At 42.4% G+C, this 19,062-nt stretch carries 19 protein-coding genes, 4 pseudogenes and 1 riboswitch; of the genes and pseudogenes, 7 read left to right on the top strand and 16 right to left on the bottom strand.

Translation table 11 applies throughout. The features are described from left to right. Positions 1-108: 108 nt before the first annotated feature. The 4 genes and pseudogenes from SD31_RS15900 to SD31_RS03580 all read right to left on the bottom strand — a co-directional run bounded on the left by SD31_RS15900 (position 109) and on the right by SD31_RS03580 (position 3,676). Positions 109-1,412 (bottom strand): annotated as a pseudogene (locus SD31_RS15900) (DNA topoisomerase). A 13-nt stretch (positions 1,413-1,425) separates the two neighbouring features. Continuing rightward, complete coding sequence (locus SD31_RS18245) at positions 1,426-1,728, bottom strand: hypothetical protein (protein WP_052258612.1); 303 nt, start codon at positions 1,726-1,728, stop codon at positions 1,426-1,428. Positions 1,729-1,803: 75 nt separating this feature from the next. Next, complete coding sequence (locus tag SD31_RS03585; protein WP_039053141.1) at positions 1,804-3,150, bottom strand: deoxyguanosinetriphosphate triphosphohydrolase; 1,347 nt, start codon at positions 3,148-3,150, stop codon at positions 1,804-1,806. Between the two features lie 55 nt (positions 3,151-3,205). Further along, a complete protein-coding gene (locus SD31_RS03580) occupies positions 3,206-3,676 on the bottom strand; it encodes a hypothetical protein (protein ID WP_039053140.1) in 471 nt (156 codons plus the stop codon). A gap of 81 nt (positions 3,677-3,757) precedes the next feature. Between SD31_RS03580 and SD31_RS03575 the strand changes: the two genes are divergently transcribed. Further along, a complete protein-coding gene (locus SD31_RS03575; RefSeq protein WP_039053139.1) occupies positions 3,758-4,822 on the top strand; it encodes an aldose epimerase family protein in 1,065 nt (354 codons plus the stop codon). 68 nt (positions 4,823-4,890) lie between these two features. Here the strand turns inward: SD31_RS03575 and SD31_RS15895 are convergent, their stop codons facing one another. The 3 genes and pseudogenes from SD31_RS15895 to mtaB all read right to left on the bottom strand — a co-directional run bounded on the left by SD31_RS15895 (position 4,891) and on the right by mtaB (position 6,901). Beyond that, entirely contained in the window at positions 4,891-5,109 is a 219-nt protein-coding gene (locus SD31_RS15895; RefSeq protein ID WP_082021801.1) for a PepSY-like domain-containing protein, read from the bottom strand. Between the two features lie 50 nt (positions 5,110-5,159). Further along, a pseudogene (locus SD31_RS21155) lies at positions 5,160-5,345 on the bottom strand (hypothetical protein); the annotation flags it as partial. Between the two features lie 233 nt (positions 5,346-5,578). Continuing rightward, positions 5,579-6,901: pseudogene (mtaB, locus tag SD31_RS03565) on the bottom strand (tRNA (N(6)-L-threonylcarbamoyladenosine(37)-C(2))-methylthiotransferase MtaB). Between the two features lie 182 nt (positions 6,902-7,083). On the opposite strand from mtaB, the gene SD31_RS03560 reads away from it, so the two are divergent. Next, a complete protein-coding gene (locus SD31_RS03560; RefSeq protein ID WP_039053142.1) occupies positions 7,084-7,905 on the top strand; it encodes a thymidylate synthase in 822 nt (273 codons plus the stop codon). Positions 7,906-7,934: 29 nt separating this feature from the next. Beyond that, on the top strand, positions 7,935-8,429 hold the full coding sequence (locus SD31_RS03555) for a dihydrofolate reductase (RefSeq protein WP_039053137.1): 495 nt from the start codon (positions 7,935-7,937) through the stop codon (positions 8,427-8,429). A gap of 183 nt (positions 8,430-8,612) precedes the next feature. Here SD31_RS03555 and SD31_RS03550 read toward each other — a convergent pair whose 3' ends face one another. The 8 genes and pseudogenes from SD31_RS03550 to argH form a co-directional block, all read right to left on the bottom strand. Beyond that, a complete protein-coding gene (locus SD31_RS03550) occupies positions 8,613-10,775 on the bottom strand; it encodes a phosphocholine-specific phospholipase C (protein WP_262506518.1) in 2,163 nt (720 codons plus the stop codon). Further along, positions 10,675-11,061, bottom strand: a complete 387-nt coding sequence (locus SD31_RS19815; protein ID WP_262506517.1) for an alkaline phosphatase family protein — start codon at positions 11,059-11,061, stop codon at positions 10,675-10,677. Before SD31_RS19815 ends, SD31_RS03550 begins: the two co-directional genes overlap by 101 nt. A 75-nt stretch (positions 11,062-11,136) precedes the next feature. Then, complete coding sequence (locus SD31_RS03545; RefSeq protein WP_039053136.1) at positions 11,137-11,406, bottom strand: Trm112 family protein; 270 nt, start codon at positions 11,404-11,406, stop codon at positions 11,137-11,139. Further along, the gene (locus tag SD31_RS14830; RefSeq protein ID WP_052258611.1) at positions 11,384-12,943 is read right to left on the bottom strand and encodes a thiamine phosphate synthase; all 1,560 of its coding nucleotides are present in this window, start codon (positions 12,941-12,943) and stop codon (positions 11,384-11,386) included. The genes SD31_RS03545 and SD31_RS14830 overlap by 23 nt, the downstream gene beginning before the upstream one ends. Further along, entirely contained in the window at positions 12,934-13,074 is a 141-nt protein-coding gene (locus tag SD31_RS17005; RefSeq protein WP_197053516.1) for a hypothetical protein, read from the bottom strand. Before SD31_RS17005 ends, SD31_RS14830 begins: the two co-directional genes overlap by 10 nt. 128 nt (positions 13,075-13,202) lie before the next feature. Then, a complete protein-coding gene (locus tag SD31_RS17000; protein ID WP_231561126.1) occupies positions 13,203-13,607 on the bottom strand; it encodes a class I SAM-dependent methyltransferase in 405 nt (134 codons plus the stop codon). Then, the gene (locus tag SD31_RS16995) at positions 13,592-13,795 is read right to left on the bottom strand and encodes a hypothetical protein (protein WP_197053515.1); all 204 of its coding nucleotides are present in this window, start codon (positions 13,793-13,795) and stop codon (positions 13,592-13,594) included. Before SD31_RS16995 ends, SD31_RS17000 begins: the two co-directional genes overlap by 16 nt. A 61-nt stretch (positions 13,796-13,856) precedes the next feature. Continuing rightward, positions 13,857-13,955: riboswitch (TPP riboswitch) on the bottom strand. Positions 13,956-13,994: 39 nt separating this feature from the next. Continuing rightward, a pseudogene (gene argH, locus SD31_RS03530) lies at positions 13,995-15,328 on the bottom strand (argininosuccinate lyase). A gap of 201 nt (positions 15,329-15,529) precedes the next feature. On the opposite strand from argH, the gene SD31_RS14825 reads away from it, so the two are divergent. From SD31_RS14825 to SD31_RS14815, 4 genes are all read left to right on the top strand, one after another. Continuing rightward, positions 15,530-16,129, top strand: a complete 600-nt coding sequence (locus SD31_RS14825; RefSeq protein WP_197053514.1) for a hypothetical protein — start codon at positions 15,530-15,532, stop codon at positions 16,127-16,129. Positions 16,130-16,163: 34 nt separating this feature from the next. Further along, positions 16,164-16,316, top strand: coding sequence for a hypothetical protein (locus SD31_RS16420; RefSeq protein ID WP_156138175.1), 153 nt, complete (start codon positions 16,164-16,166; stop codon positions 16,314-16,316). After that, positions 16,313-16,504, top strand: coding sequence for a hypothetical protein (locus SD31_RS14820; protein WP_052258609.1), 192 nt, complete (start codon positions 16,313-16,315; stop codon positions 16,502-16,504). Before SD31_RS16420 ends, SD31_RS14820 begins: the two co-directional genes overlap by 4 nt. 235 nt (positions 16,505-16,739) lie before the next feature. Next, complete coding sequence (locus SD31_RS14815) at positions 16,740-18,437, top strand: alpha/beta hydrolase family protein (RefSeq protein WP_052258608.1); 1,698 nt, start codon at positions 16,740-16,742, stop codon at positions 18,435-18,437. 71 nt (positions 18,438-18,508) lie between these two features. Here SD31_RS14815 and SD31_RS03520 read toward each other — a convergent pair whose 3' ends face one another. Then, positions 18,509-18,961, bottom strand: a complete 453-nt coding sequence (locus tag SD31_RS03520; RefSeq protein ID WP_262506519.1) for an IS3 family transposase — start codon at positions 18,959-18,961, stop codon at positions 18,509-18,511. Positions 18,962-19,062: the final 101 nt, after the last annotated feature.

Raw genomic sequence — 19,062 nt, 5'->3', positions numbered from 1 at the left:
CCATTGTTTTCACCGGTTAACGGGTTAACTTGGGTCATMTSTTAGTAACGGGTACCGTTCACCATGATTGTAAACGGCAAAGTCTTTTTCTGTTAGGATGAGTTTCTTTTATTCCCGTTTGATATATTCCCGTTGGAAGAGAGTTTCGATGATGGAAGCCCTTGTTGCCGGAGTCCCCAACCCACAATCTTTCATAGCTTGGCGGAGCTCCTCGTCTTCAATTTCTTTACCTGATGTTTCCATGGCTTTCAAAAGAGAAGCTTCTGTGTGGATAGGCTTAGGCTTAGTAAAACGTTCCGACAGGTCCAATGTTAGTATTTCCAACAAGTCCTCTGCCGATAGTTTTGGCAACTGTGCATTTTCATTGTCCTGCTCATCTCCACCTTTATCTTCATCAGGCATTTCTACTTGGTCGGCCGACAGACGCCATCCATATTGTTTGATAACCGTTCCTTTGGCGATGAGCCCCACCCCTTCCGCATCTATGGTTACGGTGGTAATATCTTTCAGACACACATCCGAAAAACTTTCCACCATACGCTTGGCGATCATATTATATATATTCCGCTGTTCCTGTGTCATGGGCCCCGGCTTTTCGTCCGTCACCAGCAGGGCGTGGTGGTCCGTAACCTTCTTATCGTCTACCGAACGTTTGTTAAGCTTCTTGCCTATAAGATTTTTCGCGATAGTGGCAATGCTTTCCTCCGCCGTAGCCGCCAGATGCTGAAACAGAGATTCCATCTGCTCATAAACATCTTCACCAATATACCGAGAGCCGGTACGTGGATAGGTTATCACCTTTTTTTCATAGAGATTTTGCGCGATGCCCAATGTCTGATCTGCCGAATAGCCGTATTTCTTGTTAGCATCCTGTTGCAAGGAAGTCAAATCGAAAAGCAGAGGAGCTGCTCCTTGGTTTCTTTAGCTTCTACTTTCACAACCTTAGCTTTCATTCCCACCGCCAGCTTGGCTATGGTTTCTTCCGCCACCTGCTTCTTGTCAATCTTGTCGGAGGTAGCTTTAAAAGCTATATTATCTTTCTCAAATCCGGCCTGAATCTTATAGAAGGGCTCCGGTTTGAAATTTTTATTCTCCAGATAGCGAGAACATATCATTGCTAACGTTGGCGTCTGCACACGCCCTAATGACAACAGTCCTCGGTTGCCTGCTGCCAGTGTTATGGCCTGCGTGGCATTAATGCCGATAAGCCAATCCGCTTCGGCTCGTGAGCGTGCCGACTGGTAGAGACTATCGTATTCTGTCCCCTCCTTGAGGTTAGCAAATCCTTCCCGTATAGCTTTATCCGTCTGGGAAGAGATCCACAGCCTCTTGAAAGGAACCTTAGAACCCAAATAGTAATAGATATTGCGAAAGATAAGTTCCCCTTCCCGTCCGGCATCCGTAGCAACGATAATCTCTTCGGCTTTATCCAGCAGACTTTTGATAATATTTATCTTGTTTCAAGGCTCCGCTATCATCCATCAGCTTGCCATCTTTACGTACTTTTTTCACTTCCAACCCAAACTTTTCGGGAATAATGGGTAGGTTGGAAGCAGACCATGTCGTATAACCATACGCCTGAGGTGTACAAAGCTGCACCAAATGCCCAAAAGCGTAGGTGAAAGCATATCCATTACCTTCTATATATCCGTCTTTCACATTCTTAGCTCCCATCACACGGGCCAAATCTCTCGCTACCGAAGGTTTCTCTGCTATTACAACTTTCATGCTTTACTATTGCGTATAATCGCAAGAAGGAGAAGCAGAAGCTCCTCACATCCCACAATAAATCCCTTATTACAATTAACTTAATGTAGCGATTTCGATTCCTTTGATTTTACGGTAAAGATCTACCGCATATACATCCGTCATACCTGAAACGAAATCCAAAACCGCGCGGATCTTCGAATAGGTGTCCTCATTAGTGGTATGGAACTGCTCAGGAATCATGGCTACCAACTTCTTGTCGAATACCGTTTTATCCTGCTTAAGATATGCTGGAATAAATTCTTCTAAAAGAGAATTCATGACTTTATATCCTGCAATCTCTATCTGTACTACGGCAGGAGCATTGTAAATTTTCGCTACCGATATTTTCGAGATGGTCTTCATATGGTTGACAATATCGGCATCCAATGCGTCCATCAGTGAGCGATGGAATTTTCCTTGCAAGATCTCCTCTTGATGGCGGACAAAAACTTCAGCACAACCATTAATTAAAGTATTGATAGCTTTGGCGCGCAGAAGTTCTACACGACTAGCCTTATCATGGAGACTGTCCAGTCGCGTGCGGAGCTTTTCGTCGCCACATAGCGGCATCAGCAAGTCCTCCACTTCCTCGTAAGAGAGAATCTTAAGATGGTGAGCATCTTCCAGATCTATGATATTATAACAAATATCATCAGCGGCTTCCACAAGGTAGACCAGCGGATGACGCAGATAGCCGTTAGGATTTTCAGGGTCGCGCAGGAGACCTAATTCGTCGGCAATCCTCGCAAAAGATTCTTTCTCCGATTCGAAGAATCCATACTTCTTACGGTGAAGCTTGCCTTTGACATGACCGTCCTTTGCCTCACACGGATATTTCACTATGGAAGCCAAGGTAGAATAGGTCAAAGCAAAGCCCTTGTCATCTTTCCCATTGAAGGGGTGCGTAAGGATACGCAGCGCATTGGCATTCCCTTCAAAATGAGTAAGATCCGCCCATTGGCTTGCCGAAACTCTATCCTTATACTGCATACCTTTCCCTTCGATGAAAAATGAAGATATGGCCGCCTCGCCGGAATGGCCAAAGGCCGGATTTCCCAGATCATGAGAAAGACAGGCTGCCGACACTATGTTTCCTACCTCTTGAAGATAAGGAACCTCCTCATCAATATTGGGATTCTCCTTCTTCATAAGCGTGTAAAACAACCTTCCCAACGAACGACCTACCGAGGCAACCTCCAAGCTGTGCGTGAGCCTATTGTGCACAAATACGGCTCCCGGCAAAGGAAAAACCTGTGTTTTATTCTGAAGTCTGCGAAAAGGGGAAGAGAAAATCAAACGGTCATAGTCTCTTTGAAATTCCGAACGTGCATCCAGATGATCATGGGGTTCACGATGCTCGTATCCCCACCTTTTAGCAGAAATAAGCTGTTTCCAGTTCATTAAAATTTTGGATTTATTGGCAAATATAAGGTTTATATGGGAGATAGCGCCTCTCCTATTTGGTGTTAGTCTTCAGGAATCCGAGAAGTAAGTTTACCAATCCTATTGGCTGCAGTATGAGCATCAGCCAAAACGCACCCCTATAGTAGTTTGAGCGGTCAGCAATATCATGATAATCCTTCCTTATTTCGCGGACCGAAAAATAGGATTGGGATTCCACAGCTTCCTGCAACGAAAAGGAATTGTTGTCCCACAGCACCAATATCAACGCCAGCAGAAAATAAAATACAACATGCGTGTGAATTAAGGTATTGCTGTACATGTTATCCGCAAAGAAGTAGTAAAACAAGGCCAACGCTACTCCCATTCCGGCGATTAACAGCATTAACCATTTTGCTTCTATGAGGTTGGTTTCCCATCCAAAATTTAGCATGAAATTATGCGTATTATCTACAAAAATAAAGGTGTAGATAGCCAAAAGAATGCCGATGGCTAGGAAACTTACAGAAGCTCTGATATTTTGCATAATAATAAATATACAACATCTGTTCCTATTTTCCTCATACCATTGTTTTTTGTTATTTTTAGACGGAATTATCCTTTGATCATGAATACAGCCTTTTGTTTACCAGCCATAGATGATTTTCACCGTACTTTAAACGGCAAAAACACCCATCTCTTTATTCTTCGAAACCGTGCCGGCATGCAAATCGCTATCAGCGACTATGGTGCCCGTCTGGTAAGTGCTTTGGTTCCCAACAAATATGGAGACCTTATAGATGTAGTGTTGGGCTTTGACTCTATCCAAAAATATTGGAATGCCGACGAGCAATATCATGGAGCTACCATAGGACGTTTTGCAAATAGAATAGCTGACGGTAAATTTTCTCTTAATGGAAAGGAGTATAGGTTGCCGCAGAACAATGGAAGTAGTTGTCTGCACGGAGGCCCAAACAGCTTTCATACGCGCGTATGGGATAGACAGGTAATATATAATGCTAATAAAATTATGTTTTACCTAGTATCCGAAGATATGGACAACGGATTTCCGGGAAATGTGAAAACCATAGTTTCTTATGAGCTGACAGACCAAAACGAAATTATCATCAACTTCAGAGTCTCTTCGGACAAGCCTACACCTATCAATCTTACAAACCACGCTTATTTTAACCTTAACGGCGAAGGCAATGGCGACGTGCTAGAACATCAGCTGAAAATAGATGCTCCTACATTTATTGAGATTGATGAGCGGCAGATACCTACAGGCAATCAGCTTTCCGTGAAGAATACGCCGTTTGACTTCAGCAGCTATACTAAAATTGGAGACGCCATAAATGATCAAAGCCTACAGCTCCAGTATGCCGGAGGGTATGACCACAGCTTTGTCTGCAACAAAGGTATAGAAGAATGTTCGGCAAGTGCATATAGCGAAAATTCCGGCATTCAGCTGAACGTTTATACGACCTATCCTACTGTCCATCTTTACACTGGAAACTTCTTGGCGGGAGATATAGGTAAGTCAGGACAAGCCTATGGCAAGTACTCAGGATTTTGTCTGGAAGCACAACATTTCCTCGACAACCCTAATCAGCCATCCTTTCCGAAGTCTATCTTAAATCCAGGGGAGGCCTATTCCCATACAATAAAGTACAAATTCTGCATCAAAAAATAACCGTTTTCACTATAACAATAAAGGGACAACATGTTGTTGTCCCTTTATTATTTTTTATCGCGCCTTAATTAATTATCTACACGCACAAAAACACCATCCACATCGAAGACAAGATCCATATCATTTGTAAGCTCTACATCAAAACCATCAGGTTTCTTCTCAATGCCGTTAATTGCTGCTGAAGCATAATGCTGCGACACATAACTAACGATAGAAGGCAGGATAAAACCCGTGTTAGGCAACGCTTGCGTATCATTTCGAGCCTCCACATCCAATCCAATTTCCATTGTTTGTCGAATTTGATGTCAACTCCATTATCCAGCTTGACCTCATATTCATGGGTAGAGCCTTCTTTATCTTTTATCGAAGAGATTATCTTTGCACCTGCAAAATATTCATTCACAAAAGCTGTAGCAGCTTCCGGAAGTTGCTCATTGGGGATCACTTGCTCATCTTTGTCACAGGCGGTAAACACAAAAGCTACGGCAATCAAAGCAAACACTATCAACACGATTTTCTTCATAACATTAAAATTTAGTTCTACATTCCAATTAATTATCCTTCTTGTTGTCTAAAACTCAAATATTGCACCACTACTCCAAGATGCTTTCGATTAAGCCACATATTTAAGTTTTATTAACACTTCAAAATTGAGTTAGGATTTGGGAAAGAATTAGGAATAGAACCTGCAGAAAGTAAAAAGCAAATAAAAAAAGCCTCCTTAAAAGAGGCTTCTACAGAATATGGATTAAGATTTTAATGGGCTAAGATTTCTGGAATTTCTTCGATATCCACTTCACCTGAGTCTGAGATAGAGACAAATTTTACCGGCACTATCTCATTTACTAACAGAGGGTCGTATGGTGTACGCACCTTCACATAGTTTTTTGAGAATCCATGCATATAGCCGTCTTTCTCATCACTTTCAAACAGCACCTCTCCGATTTTGCCGAGCTGCTTTTCGTAGAAGGCGCGGCGCTTTTTTTTCCGATAGGATATGTAGCATTTTACTTCGGTCCGAACGCTGTGCTCCAGGCACGGCTCCTTCCATCTGTGCTGCTATCGTATTTTCACGTTCCGAATAGGTAAATACGTGAAGATAGGAGATATCCATCTCGTTTATAAAGTTGTATGTATCGATAAAATCTTCTCTGGTTTCGCCTGGGAATCCTACAATTACATCTACCCCGATACAAGCATCCGGCATCAAGGATTTGATCATAGCTACACGCTCTGCATACAGCTCACGCTTATAGCGGCGACGCATCTTAGCCAAAATGCGGTTATTGCCCGACTGTAGAGGCATATGAAAGTGGGGTACAAAACGTTTGGACTGGGCAACAAACTCTATGATCTCGTTGGTAAGCAGATTAGGCTCTATAGAAGATATTCGAATACGGTCTATGCCTTCCACGTCATCCAAAGCCTTCACTAAATCCACAAACCTATCCTGACGCTTGCCATCTCGTATACCAAAGTCACCGATATTAACTCCTGTTAGGACGATTTCCTTCACCCCTGAGACTGCCAAGCTCTTGGGCCTGACGTACGATATCTTCAATCTTCCCCGAACGACTGGCCCCGCGTGCCAACGGTATTGTACAGAAAGTACAAGAATAATCGCAGCCATCCTGCACCTTCAGGAAGGTACGTGTGCGGTCACCTATAGAATATGCCGTCACAAACTGGTTGGTTTCGTCGATAGGAGCATTATGGACAATAGCTTTCTCCTGCTTTGTCAGGTCGTTAATATGTTGGATAATGTTGAATTTCTCTGCCGCTCCCAACACCATATCCACTCCCGGAATTTCGGCAATCTCCTGTGGCTTTAGCTGAGCGTAACAGCCCACAATGGTGATATAAGCATTTGGAGAGTTATTTCAAAGCCTCCTTCACCACCTTGCGACACTTCTTGTCGGCATTGTCTGTCACCGAACAGGTGTTGATTACGTAAATATCCGCTGGTGAATTGAAAGGCACCGGTTCGTAGCCCGCCTCCTTAAACTGTCGTCCTATGGAAGAGGTCTCCGAAAAATTCAACTTACACCCTAGTGTATAGAAAGCTACTCTTTTATTCATAATGATTTGCAAAAATACGCTTTTTTTCAGACTTCGACGGATAGATATGAGATTTGAGATGACAATGACATTTTTAAAGACAATTTAATTTTTTCGATACCTCAAATTTCCTTAGTTTTGGATGTGTGTGGCAGAAAATTCTTGCCCATACTTATTTAAACAGGAAAGATAAAAACTTCAATATGAAACAATATTTGGACTTGCTAAGACACGTTTATACCCATGGGGTGGACAAAACCGACCGTACAGGGACAGGAACACGTAGTGTTTTCGGGTATCAGATGCGTTTCAACTTGAAGGAAGGCTTTCCTGTGGTAACCACAAAAAAACTGCATCTGAAGTCTATCATCCACGAGCTTATCTGGTTTTTGAAAGGCGACACGAACATCAAATACCTCAAAGACAATGGTGTTAGCATCTGGGATGAATGGGCTGATGAAAATGGTAACTTGGGACCTGTCTATGGTGCACAATGGCGCTCATGGCCTACTCCTGACGGACGGCATATAGATCAGATCTCACAGGTTATAGAACAGTTGAAAAAATCTCCCGACTCCAGAAGGATGATTGTATCGGCTTGGAATGTCGCCGAAATAGAAAATATGGCCTTACCACCATGTCATGCTTTCTTCCAGTTTTATGTCGCTCCCGCACAGCCCGAAAAAGGCATAATGAAACCACAACTGTCCTGTCAGCTATACCAGCGCAGTGCCGACATTTTCTTGGGAGTACCTTTCAACATAGCCTCTTATGCCTTGCTCACTATGATGGTAGCACAAGTCTGCGATATGGAAGCAGCAGAGTTCATCCACACCTTTGGAGACGCACATATCTATAGCAACCACTTCGAACAGACTGAACTGCAGCTGTCGAGAGAGCCTAAGCCTCTACCTGCCATGAAAATCAATCCGAATGTGAAAAACATCTTTGACTTTAAATACGAAGATTTCGAATTGATAGGATATGAATATCATCCGCATATCAAAGCTCCGGTAGCTGTATAGATATTTTTCTTTTGAAAATTTGATGGATAATGAGTGATACGAAAATAACATTAATCGTTGCTGCTGCAGAAAACAACGCCATAGGCAAAGGCAACAGAATGCCTTGGCACCTTCCTAATGATTTCAAATATTTTAAGGAGAAGACCCTCAACCACTCCGTGGTGATGGGACGCAAAACTTTCGAGTCCATAGGTAAACCTCTTCCGGAACGTCGTAATATCGTAATGACTAAAAACACAAATTATCTCCACGAAGAGGTGGATGTGGCAAATAACATCGATGAGCTATTGCTATACTGCCGTGACGAGAGAGAAATCTTCATCATCGGAGGAGCAGAAATCTATAAACAAACGCTTCCCTTGGCGCACAAAGTGCTTTTGACCCGTGTCCATACCACCGTGGATGGCGACGCTTTCTTCCCTGAACTGCCAGCCAATGAATGGAAACTGATTTCCGCCGAAAAACACGAAAAAGACGACAGACACGCCTTCGACTATACATTCGAAGTGTACGAAAGAATATAAGGCTTCCTCTTCACAAAGGGAAGCCTTTAATATTTAACAAAAGTGTCGTCTCTTGATAAACAACAATTCTTCTAATGTCCAAGTGTTGTCTTGAAAGAATCTTATTACCCATTTTGACCTTTATACTTCCCTTTTCCACCCTCTAAAGGCTCTAACTAATCTTAACATTCAAAGTTTGGACTTTTAGCCCGCCATCAAAGGATCTGTTATGCTGGGCTTTCCATTTTCAATACGTCCCGCATACTGCCTTTGCCAATTGCCGCACCGTATAAGGACATCGTACCACCTTCCGAAATCCCTGGTAGCAATCTCTATCTTTTGACGGGCCAAAGGTTTCAGCCGCACAGCCTCTTGTTGTGCAGTATAAGCATTATAGATGGTAAACTGTTGCTGCATACGGGTCCGATTTTCCACCTTTAAGACCAAGTTGTCCTGCGATGTGTAAGTAGCCTCGACGGCCAAAGGCTCATCTCCATCTTCCGATTTGAACCGACGATAAAACCCATTCGGCCCATGTACTGCAATATCGTACGTCTGATTTAAAGCTTTCCTCCATATATGACTGAGGTTACTACCCGCCACTACCGCAAAGGACTTACTAAAACGGTTCTCTTCTGTTAGGTCATATACATTGAAGACCCCCGCCCTTGCGCTATCACCAAATTTACCTTTCGCTGCTTCTAAAAAAAGCTCTATAGCACCATCATGATGCTTCTCATGCACATAGAGCTCATAACAAATGGCATTGGAAGGCTTGACACCCCTCTCTTGGCGTGGCATAGCGGGATGCGTCTTTCCTTGTATAACATCCCGGATTTCCGATTCCGAGAAAACATGATAACCATCAGGCAATGGTTTTTCCTTCGCCGCATCTATATCTCGTATCTGTTCTTTCATATCCAAGAAAAAAGGTATTGCAGCTTTTTCCTGAGCAGAATAAGGCCTAAAGACGGAAGTAAGATCACCAGTCACAGCTCTACGCCATGAAGAAATATTGGATTCAAAAATCTTCTTATTATATTTCCTACTAAGGAAGACTTCCATAAAGCGAATGGTGGAAGTGATATCAAACACTTCCGAATTTACCCATCCTCCGCGCGTCCATGGCGATGCGATAATGAGAGGAACACGGTATCCCAACCCAACAGGACCTTCCGTAGCACTGCTCTCCCCCTGTCCGGAAGCCAACTCTTGTTCTCGCGTCACAAACTCTGCTCCCAGATCCTTCTGCAATGATAACGACACCTCACCACTGTCTTTGTCGTCAGGCTTGGGAACGACAAAAGGCGGGATGTGATCAAAATAGCCATCGTTCTCATCATAATTCAAAATGAAGATGGTCTTCTTCCATACTTCAGGATTTTTGGTAAGGATACTGAGCACTTCCGAAACATACCAAGCACCATACATAGGAGCACTAGGATGATCGGAAAAATGCTGCGGCGCCACAAGCCAGCTCACCGTTGGTAGTCTGCCCTCCTCCACATCCTTGCGAAACTGGTAAAGAATATCCCCTTTAGGAACCTGAATCTTCGCTCCTTCAAATTCCACTTCCTCCACCTCATGGTAATAGGGATCTCCTTCATTGGTCTGAAAAGCCCTTTCATGGAGTTCCTTCTCTTGAGACGACAATTTTGCAAAGTTGGCTTCGGAATATTTTTCTACCTCTTTTTGGAAAGCTATAAGCTGCTCCTGCTTTTGAACCAGTGTGTTGGACAGCTTCTGCGAAGGTTTGATTTTTTGCTCTTCTTCTAGTTTCAGGATTTCTTCTTTCAGCTCCTTGATTCTTCTGTTGTAAAAGTCTATATGACTTTTCTTATAACGCACATTGTACTGAGCAAACCACTCTAGATTATTATCGGTAAAATTTCCAAGCAAATTTTCGCCTTTACCTGTGATTTCATTTTGAAGGCTGATTTCGTTTTGATACACTTTCCAGCTGATGCCATTTTCTTGGAGACGTTCAGGAAATGTCTTCCATGCCGCCATCTTATTATAGTACGTGTCCGAATTTCGTACTAAAGGCTTGCTGTCAGCCGAGGGTGTACATTTGCCGGTCCAGAAGAAATGCCTATTGGTAGTAGTACCTGTCAAAGATGAGCAGAAATGTTGGTCACATATGGTAAAAGCATCCGCGAAGGCGTAATAGAAAGGAATATCTTCTCTTGTATAATATCCCAACGTCAGTGGAATATCTTTAAAAGCTTTCCGCCCTGACTGCTTCCAAATCAACCACTTATCAAACTTACCTGCATTCCATGCGCCTATCTGATTTTCCCACGAGTGAGGCAGGTCGCTCGTCCAGCTGGCCTTTAGAATTTTTAATATCCAGACGGAATGGTGCATAGACCTGACCTGCGGCATTGCTCTGCAACCATACTGGATTGCCGTTGGGAAGATGTATAGCCCTAGGGTCATTGAACCCCCTCACCCCTCGTAATGTACCGAAAGAATGATCAAAGGACCTATTTTCCTGCATCAGCAAGACAATATGATCGGCATCCCAAAAGGTAGAACCTTCCGCAGGATCTATCGCCATCGCCGCAGCAATAGACTTAGGCAAAGCACTAAAAAGTCCAAATGAACCAGCCAATATCCCGGCTTTCTTAAGAAAATTTCTTCTGCTCTCCACAATTTAGGTCTAATAAAGTTTACAATCTTATCCAAGATAATAATTCTGCCAGAAAAGTTAAACCACCCACTTGCCTTAATATTCTATCAATCTAAAATTCTCTATCTTCCGCGAGGAATCTTCCAACCTCAAATAGGCATAATATCCTTTCTCAATCTCCAAGTCCCTATATTCATCGGGATTCATAATAGGTATTCCCGAAATAATGGGATAAAAACGTTTACAATGTACACAGGTCAAACTTCCTATCAAGACATCATTATGAATGGTCTGCTCTTTAATTTCTAATTTTAAGTCTGCCTTATCAAATGGGCAGCATAGTTTATTTATCGTCGAAATCTTCATAAGTCAAATTGATATTATTATAGTATTCATCCAACAATGATTTGGCATTATCTTTCTTCATAAGGTCGGAAACCAAAGCTATACCTTGGTAATGTATATCTTGAAGTTCTGCAATATTGGAAGGAGTAATACCTCCTGCCACAAAAAACGGAATGGTAAGCATCTTTTGTATTTCAGCTAAAAACTGTCTATTCACCAACTCACATTTCGAATTGTTTACCGATGGAAAAAGCGAGCAAAAGGATATATAGTCGACTTTCTCTTTTTCTGCCCACTTCACAATTTCGATGCTATTGGTACATGTTATCCCTACTATTTTATCCACTAACAAATTTTTGTGACTATCCCAATTTTGGGGTATCTCATCAAAATGGATACCGTCGAATTGAACTTGTTGAAGAAGGTCAACTCTGTTGTTCATAATCACCACGACCTGCTTACGATGACATATGGCCACTATCTGCCGTAGCAACTCTTCTATTCCCTTATAATCTTTTTGATTGTCCCATATTTGTACGGCACAGACTTTTTTCGACAGCAAACTATCCAATTTTTGAAGGTGCTGTGCAGTAAATACGTTCAGGTCAAGAATGATGTATATCTTCTTGTCCTCTTTCCATTTAAACTTAACTGATTTCATCTTGTTATATTTCGCAAAAACTTCCCAGTAAAGGTCTTTCGTAGGACCTGTGAACGTGTGCAACCCATTCTTACGCTGTATTCTTTTTCCTTGTTGCCAAGAAGAAAAATAGCCTATCTCTGCACAGGGTATGCCATTGCCGAGAAACTTCTCTATCACTGTGTCTTTTGCCTGGGGAGCACATGCCATAAGCATACTTCCCGCTCCTACAATTTGCAATGGATTTAAGCCAAAAAGTCTTGCTACTTCAGCTACGGATGCATCAACCGTGATGAGATCTTCCCATAAAAACAATCCGAGCCGTGAAGCTTCAGCAAATTCATAGGCTGCACCTAACACACCTCCTTCCGTAACATCATGCATGGCATGTATATGTTTATGTTGTGCATTTAGCTCTTGGACCACCCCTGCTTCGGGTAAAACAGAAATACTCCAAAAATTGGATATGGCCTTCTCCCATATTTCCTTACCTACATGTCGTTCGACATATTTGGGAAAAGTCATTGCCAAAATGCTGGTGGAAATCAGGGCAGCAGATTTGGTCATCAACAGTACATCTCCTTCCTGTGCTTGAGACGCTAATAGCATCTTATCACGTTCTGCTATGGTAATCATAGTCACTCCACCGGCAAGGGTAGACTGAGAAAAGGAGTCAAAGCTGGTATGTCCTCCCGTAATATTCAAACCTACCTCCTCCGCAAAATGACCTATATGAATCCAATAATCCTCTAACTCTTTATCACTTACGTGGACAGGGAGATTTAATACAAACTGACCATACTGTGGAGAGAATCCTGTAGTAGCGATATCATTAGCTGTAAGATGGATGGAAAGAAAAGCCGATTCCTTAATGCCTATTGAAGGAATGTAACTCAACGGATCACTAGCTAGGGCCATAGCCTTTCCTCCATCAAGTTCGACCAAAGCACAATCCACCCCATAGCGTGGACCACAAAGCACATTTGGCCGTGGAAAGCTATATTTCTTTCTAACAGGTTTTCCACGACACGTTGTTCTATCTTACTCATGTCAGTCTTGAAATTGAATGTACAGACCAAAAAAATCGCCAAAAGGCAAAGACCATTGTTGGATAGGAAACCATTTAGGTAATCCCGTGCAGCTCCAACATATTTTGTAGGACCTACCTTTCAAAGCTTTATCGATAAGATGGATAAGGCTTTGAGGTGTATAGAATCGTGCCGTTATGTAAAATTGGATTTTTTCCAAAGGCTTGTTGAACCCTTCTTCGAATAAATTTAGGAGAATTACGGTTCATCATGCCCATGACGATACCGTATCTTCCTACCCTAGCCGCCTCTTGAAGCACCTGTATTGGATTCTTATAGTACTCGAAGGTGGTAATAAAAGCCACCGCATCGAAGCTTTGGTCTTTAAAGGGTAGATAATGGGAGTCGGCCATCACCAGATCTCCTGAGAAAAGATCTTTTGCTTGGGATAGCATCAACGGGGAGATGTCACCTCCTGTAGCGTCGATACCTATTTCATGCCACCAGCGGGTAAATCGTCCCGTACCACATCCAAACTCTAACAAATCTCTAATACGCCCATCTGCCTCGACAAGCTGAGTGATGACTTTCTTCTGCCATACCTCAGCCCGCTTATAGGTCCTTCATACCATTGTTCATAGGTATCCGTGTATTCCCGGTTGAAAAACCATTCCGGTCTTCCTTGCCAGTTCATCTTACGTTGCGGAAGCAACAGGTTTTTGTTTTGTCTTATTAGTTCCATACGATATAGTGATAAAAAAATACTCCATTCGTATGGATAAGACCAACAGAATGGAGCACAACTATATCGTATGCAGCATCCCTACGTTGGCATTATCCAAATCAGGTTTCGGGTATAATCTCAGCTCCTTATGACAATAAGGGCACCCCGCGCCACTCTATAAATTTCTATTTTATACGCTTAAGGTACTATTTTTTTTCTACTTAAGCAAATCCTGCAACGCCTTTTCCACCTTTTCAAAGTTAAAAGACGCTTTCACCTCTTCAAACATACGTTGTATCTGGTCGTTACAGAGGTTGCCGATGCTTCCTTCATGGGTATGGTTTACCTCTTTCAAAGGCTTGAAGGTGCCTGCTTCGATATCAAGACCTATTTTACGATAAGCCTCACGGAAAGGAACACCTTTAAGCACCTCATTATTTACTACTTCTACCGAAAACAGGTAATCGTATTTCGGGTCATCCAAGATATTCTCTTTCACCTCTATATTCTCCAACATGAAAGTCGCAATCTCTAAACATTCGTTCAACGACTTGAAAGCAGGGAAAAGATTTTCCTTCAGCAGCTGCAGGTCCCTGTGATAACCTACCGGAAGATTGGTAGTCATCATCGCTATCTCGTTTGGCAGAGCCTGAATTTTGTTACAGCGCGAACGTATCAGCTCAAACACATCCGGATTTTTCTTATGTGGCATGATGCTGGACCCCGTAGTCAGATGTGCCGGAAACGAGATGAAACCGAAGTTTTGATTGATAAATAAGGTTACATCCATGGCAAACTTAGCCAAGGTCGCAGCGATGGAACTCATAGCCTGCGCCAGAATACGTTCGGTTTTACCACGCCCCATCTGTGCATAAACCACATTATAATTCAAATCATCGAAACCCAACAGTTGCGTGGTCATAGTTCTATTTAACGGGAAAGAAGAACCATAGCCTGCTGCCGACCCTAGCGGGTTTTTGTTGCACACAGCCCATGCGGCTTTAAGCAGATGCAGGTCATCAACCAGACTTTCGGCATAAGCACCAAACCATAGACCGAAAGAAGAAGGCATTGCTATCTGCAAGTGCGTATATCCCGGCATCAACACGTGTTTGTATTGTTCGCTAAGCTTGATAAGCTCCAGAAACAACGTTTCCGTATTTCGGAAGATATTTTGTATTTCCGTACGAAAATAGAGCTTCAGGTCTACCAGCACCTGATCGTTGCGCGATCGTCCCGAATGTATTTTCTTCCCTGCATCACCAATACGTTGTGTTAGCATCATCTCCACCTGAGACTGCCAATCTTCCACACTATCTTCTATTTGGAACTTACCTTCCTTCAACTTCTTTATATATGTTTTTTAGCTCCTTTCTGTACAGCTTCCAAATCGTCGTCCGACATCAGGCCTATGCTGTTGAGCATGCGGGTGTGGGCCAATGAGCCTAACACGTCGGCAGCTGCCAGATGCATGTCCATCTCACGGTCCTTACCTACTGTAAATGATTCAACAAAGGAATCTACGTCAATATTTTTCTGCCAAATTTTCATTCAAATACCATTTGCTTGCAAAAATACCAATAATTTAAGATTTCGGCTGATAAACTTTTGTTTTACAGCTTTTGTATAACATCTTTAATACATTGACGTAAGTATTACCAGATATAAATACCTTTATAAAACTTTTATTAACTAAATAAATCGATGATAAAAAAAGCTGTTTTATTTGTTGCACTTCAATGTGCCTGGCTGATGCCTTTTGCACAAGAATCGGCAAAGGCTATCCAATGGAAAGATATTCCGAATTGGCAGTTTGTCCGCACCAATGGTGCCACCCCTTCTCCTGACGGGAAATGGATGGCTTACGTTTCCGGGCCTACCCAAGGGGATTTGACCTTAACTTTAACACGTACGTTGGACACGACGAAGTACGTCTATAAAATCGGAGGTGCTTCCACCCCCGTGTTTTTCAATAATAACGCCCAATTTGTGTCCTTCTTTGAAAGTCCCAAATATGCAGAAATTAAGGCCAACGAGAAGACACGTCGCCCTTCACCCAAAAAACTTAAAATAGTATCTCTGAAAGACACCTCGTCCGTAACTTTCAATAACGTTCAGAATTTCAGCTTTTCTAACGACAATGGACAATGGATAGCCATACGCTTTGACAACAATAGTCTTTCGGCACCAAATGCTGCTCCTATGGGCGTAGGAGCTCCACGGCAGGCATCAGGATCCAAAGGGTCCGACCTGCTTTTATATAACCTTATCACCAAGAAAAAATACAATCTAGGAAACGTCAGCGAATACAGCTTCAACAAATCAGGTCAATACCTAGCTTATATCAATTGACGCCAATGGCAAAAACGGCAACGGCATCTTCCTGATGGACCTTACCACAGGAATCTCCAATGCCCTACACAACGATGAAGCTAACTTCTCTAAAATTTCATGGAATAAGGAAGGTACCGCCTTTGCCCTGCTAAAAGAAAATACAGATAAAAAATTCAAATCACCGGTATATACCTCATCGGGGTGAAAAACTTCAAAGGACACAATGCCGATGTGTTTACCTTCAGTGGTCTGGATGAAAATCAAATTACTGCCGGATATGGCATCAGCAACAACGCTACACCTTATTGGAGTAAGGACCTGAAAACCATTTTCTTCGGCATAGCCAAACTGGAAAAGAATGAAGACCAGAAAAATAACCGAAAAGAAAATTGACAAGCATAGCAAAAAAAAGACGCTAACAACAAGATTGCAGCACAAGATTCTGTCGTAGGAAAAAAAGACAGTACCTTGGTTGCCAAAGGACCTAGACAGCCTATAGCGCCAAGAAATAGCGAACCTAACAAAAAAGATCTGGAAAAGCCGGACATGATCATCTGGCACTGGCAAGATAAAAAAACTTCAATCCATCCAGAGAAATCAGCTGAATGCTGAAAAGTCCTTTACGATTATGAGTGCTTGGCATATCCAAGAAAATAAGTTCACCTCTCTTGCCGACAGCAACATAAAGGCCATATCTCTATCACCAAATCAACTTATAGGCTATGGAGTAGATGTCACACCTTATGAGTATGAATCTAATCTAAGCGGCCAAAACTTCGGCGACTTGTATATCGTAGACATTAAGACAGGACAAAAGAAATTGGCTATTGAGAGACTGTATCTAAATGTTAACCGTGGACTACGCTTCTCACCTAACTCGGACTGCCTTCTTTTCTTCCGTGAGGGACATTACCAACTTTTGAACACGAAAACATTGGCCATCACCAACCTCACAAAAAACATTCCTACTTCCTTTGTCAACCAGTTCGACGACCATAATATCGACCGTCCGGCTACAGGAAGCTATGGCTTCACCGCCGACAACAAATACGTATTGCTGAAAGATAACTACGACCTATGGAAAGTGTCTTTGGATGGTAAATCAGCGATCCGTCTTTCCGACAATTGGAGTAGTCATAAACTTATCGTTTCGGGCTACAATAGACTTTACGAAGAAGATGATTTTATTGACCTGAAAAAGAATCAATATTTCCATGTGCTTAATTACAATACCAAGCAGAAAGGTGTAGCCTTGCTATCTGCAAACAGCAACAAGCTTGAGATTCTAAAATTGGACGACATTAACATCAGTACTCTTCGCAAGCCTAAAAATAGCAATTCCCTCTTCTACACCATCGAAAGGTCGAACGTTGCTCCGGATATTTTCATGGCGACAGACAAACTTTTAAAACAAGAACTCAAAATTGTGGACAACAATCCGGATAGTCAAAAAGGTAAGATATCAGCAGGATCCAAACTTTTGACCTACGTTTCAGCTCATGGTGACACCCTACATGCGACACTATATCTTCCGGCAAACTATGTAGAAGGAAAATCTTATCCTACAATCACATATATCTACGAACGATTGACTGATGAGAAAAACAACTATTCACAACCACTTTATCCGGGAGGAGGCTTCAACAGAGCGATGTACACCAGCAATGGCTATGCAGTATTGATGCCCGACATCAAATACAAGCTGAACGACCCGGGAATGTCTGCCGTAGCATGTGTGGCACCTGCAGTGAAAGCTGCCATCGCCACAGGAATCGTGGATGGCAACAACGTGGCTATACACGGACACTCATGGGGAGGCTACCAAACTGGCTTCCTTATTACCCAAACAGATATCTTCAAGGCGGCAGCAGCCGGAGCTCCATTGACCAACATGATTTCCATGTATTCTCTGATTTATTGGAATACCGGTTCTTCTAACCAAAGTATCTTCGAATCTAGTCAGGGTCGACTCACCACAGGCTATTGGGACAACTGGGATGCCTACGTTCGCAACTCTCCAATATATCATATCAAGAAGGTGAAAACGCCACTGCTTCTACTACACAATGACAAAGATGGAGCGGTAGATTATACTCAAGGTATAGAATACTACAATGGTTTGAGAAGATTAAATAAACCTGTAGTCATGCTTACCTACAACGGAGAAAACCACGGGCTAATGAAAGAAGTGAACAAAAAGGATTATGCCGTACGGATGATGGAATATTTCGACCATCATCTCAAAGGTAAACCTGCTCCTGACTGGTGGCAAAAAGGAATCAAATACATTGATCTGCCTAAACATCTTGAAGAAAGAGCCTTCTAAGGAATAAAGCTCGACAGTAAAAAAGAGATAGTCTTTTGAAGTGCACCCTAAAAGTTGGACAAAGTTAAAAATTAATTGTCTATGTGATGAGCTCGATATTTTATCGGGCTCATTCCTTTTAGATTGAGTTTTATTCGATCGTTGTTATAGTATTCAATGTAGTTCTTTATATCCCGTTTAAGTTCATCGATTTCATGGTACTTTTTGAGATAGAATAGTTCAGATTTTATAATACCGAAGAAGTTCTCAATAATGGCATTATCTAGGCAGTTGCCCTTTCTGGACATATTTTGCCTGATGCCTTTCTTTTTCAGCATCTGCTGATATGCTTTCATCTGGTATTGCCATCCCTGATCGGAATGCAGGATCAGCTCAGTGTCGTCGTTGATCTTTTTGAACGCATCTTTTATCATGTGGGCTACCTGTTCGAAATTGGGGGATTCAGACAGGTTATAGCTGATGATTTCTCCGTTAAACAACTCTATGATTGGAGATAGATATAGTTTTTTATCACCACTTTGAATTCTTGTTATATCGTTGCCAACTTCTCCAAAGGCTGTGCTGAGGCAAAGTCCCGTTTCAATAGATCTGGTGCGATCCTACCTACTTCCCCTTGTATGACCTA

It is taken from the genome of Sphingobacterium sp. T2, assembly GCF_000814685.1.
In the GTDB taxonomy this organism is placed as follows: domain Bacteria; phylum Bacteroidota; class Bacteroidia; order Sphingobacteriales; family Sphingobacteriaceae; genus Sphingobacterium; species Sphingobacterium thermophilum.
Note: the sequence above shows the minus strand (reverse complement) of the source record. Positions and strands in the feature narration are given on the sequence as shown.

Coding starts and splice junctions, on each gene's coding strand:
- SD31_RS18245 (WP_052258612.1), bottom strand. CDS start 1,728: ATGAAAGTTGTAATAGCAGAGAAACCTTCGGTAGCGAGAGATTTGGCC.
- SD31_RS03585 (WP_039053141.1), bottom strand. CDS start 3,150: ATGAACTGGAAACAGCTTATTTCTGCTAAAAGGTGGGGATACGAGCAT.
- SD31_RS03580 (WP_039053140.1), bottom strand. CDS start 3,676: ATGCAAAATATCAGAGCTTCTGTAAGTTTCCTAGCCATCGGCATTCTT.
- SD31_RS03575 (WP_039053139.1), top strand. CDS start 3,758: ATGAATACAGCCTTTTGTTTACCAGCCATAGATGATTTTCACCGTACT.
- SD31_RS15895 (WP_082021801.1), bottom strand. CDS start 5,109: ATGGAAATTGGATTGGATGTGGAGGCTCGAAATGATACGCAAGCGTTG.
- SD31_RS03560 (WP_039053142.1), top strand. CDS start 7,084: ATGAAACAATATTTGGACTTGCTAAGACACGTTTATACCCATGGGGTG.
- SD31_RS03555 (WP_039053137.1), top strand. CDS start 7,935: ATGAGTGATACGAAAATAACATTAATCGTTGCTGCTGCAGAAAACAAC.
- SD31_RS03550 (WP_262506518.1), bottom strand. CDS start 10,775: ATGCACCATTCCGTCTGGATATTAAAAATTCTAAAGGCCAGCTGGACG.
- SD31_RS03545 (WP_039053136.1), bottom strand. CDS start 11,406: ATGAAGATTTCGACGATAAATAAACTATGCTGCCCATTTGATAAGGCA.
- SD31_RS14830 (WP_052258611.1), bottom strand. CDS start 12,943: ATGGCCCTAGCTAGTGATCCGTTGAGTTACATTCCTTCAATAGGCATT.
- SD31_RS17005 (WP_197053516.1), bottom strand. CDS start 13,074: ATGAGTAAGATAGAACAACGTGTCGTGGAAAACCTGTTAGAAAGAAAT.
- SD31_RS16995 (WP_197053515.1), bottom strand. CDS start 13,795: ATGGAACTAATAAGACAAAACAAAAACCTGTTGCTTCCGCAACGTAAG.
- SD31_RS14825 (WP_197053514.1), top strand. CDS start 15,530: ATGCCTTTTGCACAAGAATCGGCAAAGGCTATCCAATGGAAAGATATT.
- SD31_RS16420 (WP_156138175.1), top strand. CDS start 16,164: ATGGACCTTACCACAGGAATCTCCAATGCCCTACACAACGATGAAGCT.
- SD31_RS14815 (WP_052258608.1), top strand. CDS start 16,740: ATGAGTGCTTGGCATATCCAAGAAAATAAGTTCACCTCTCTTGCCGAC.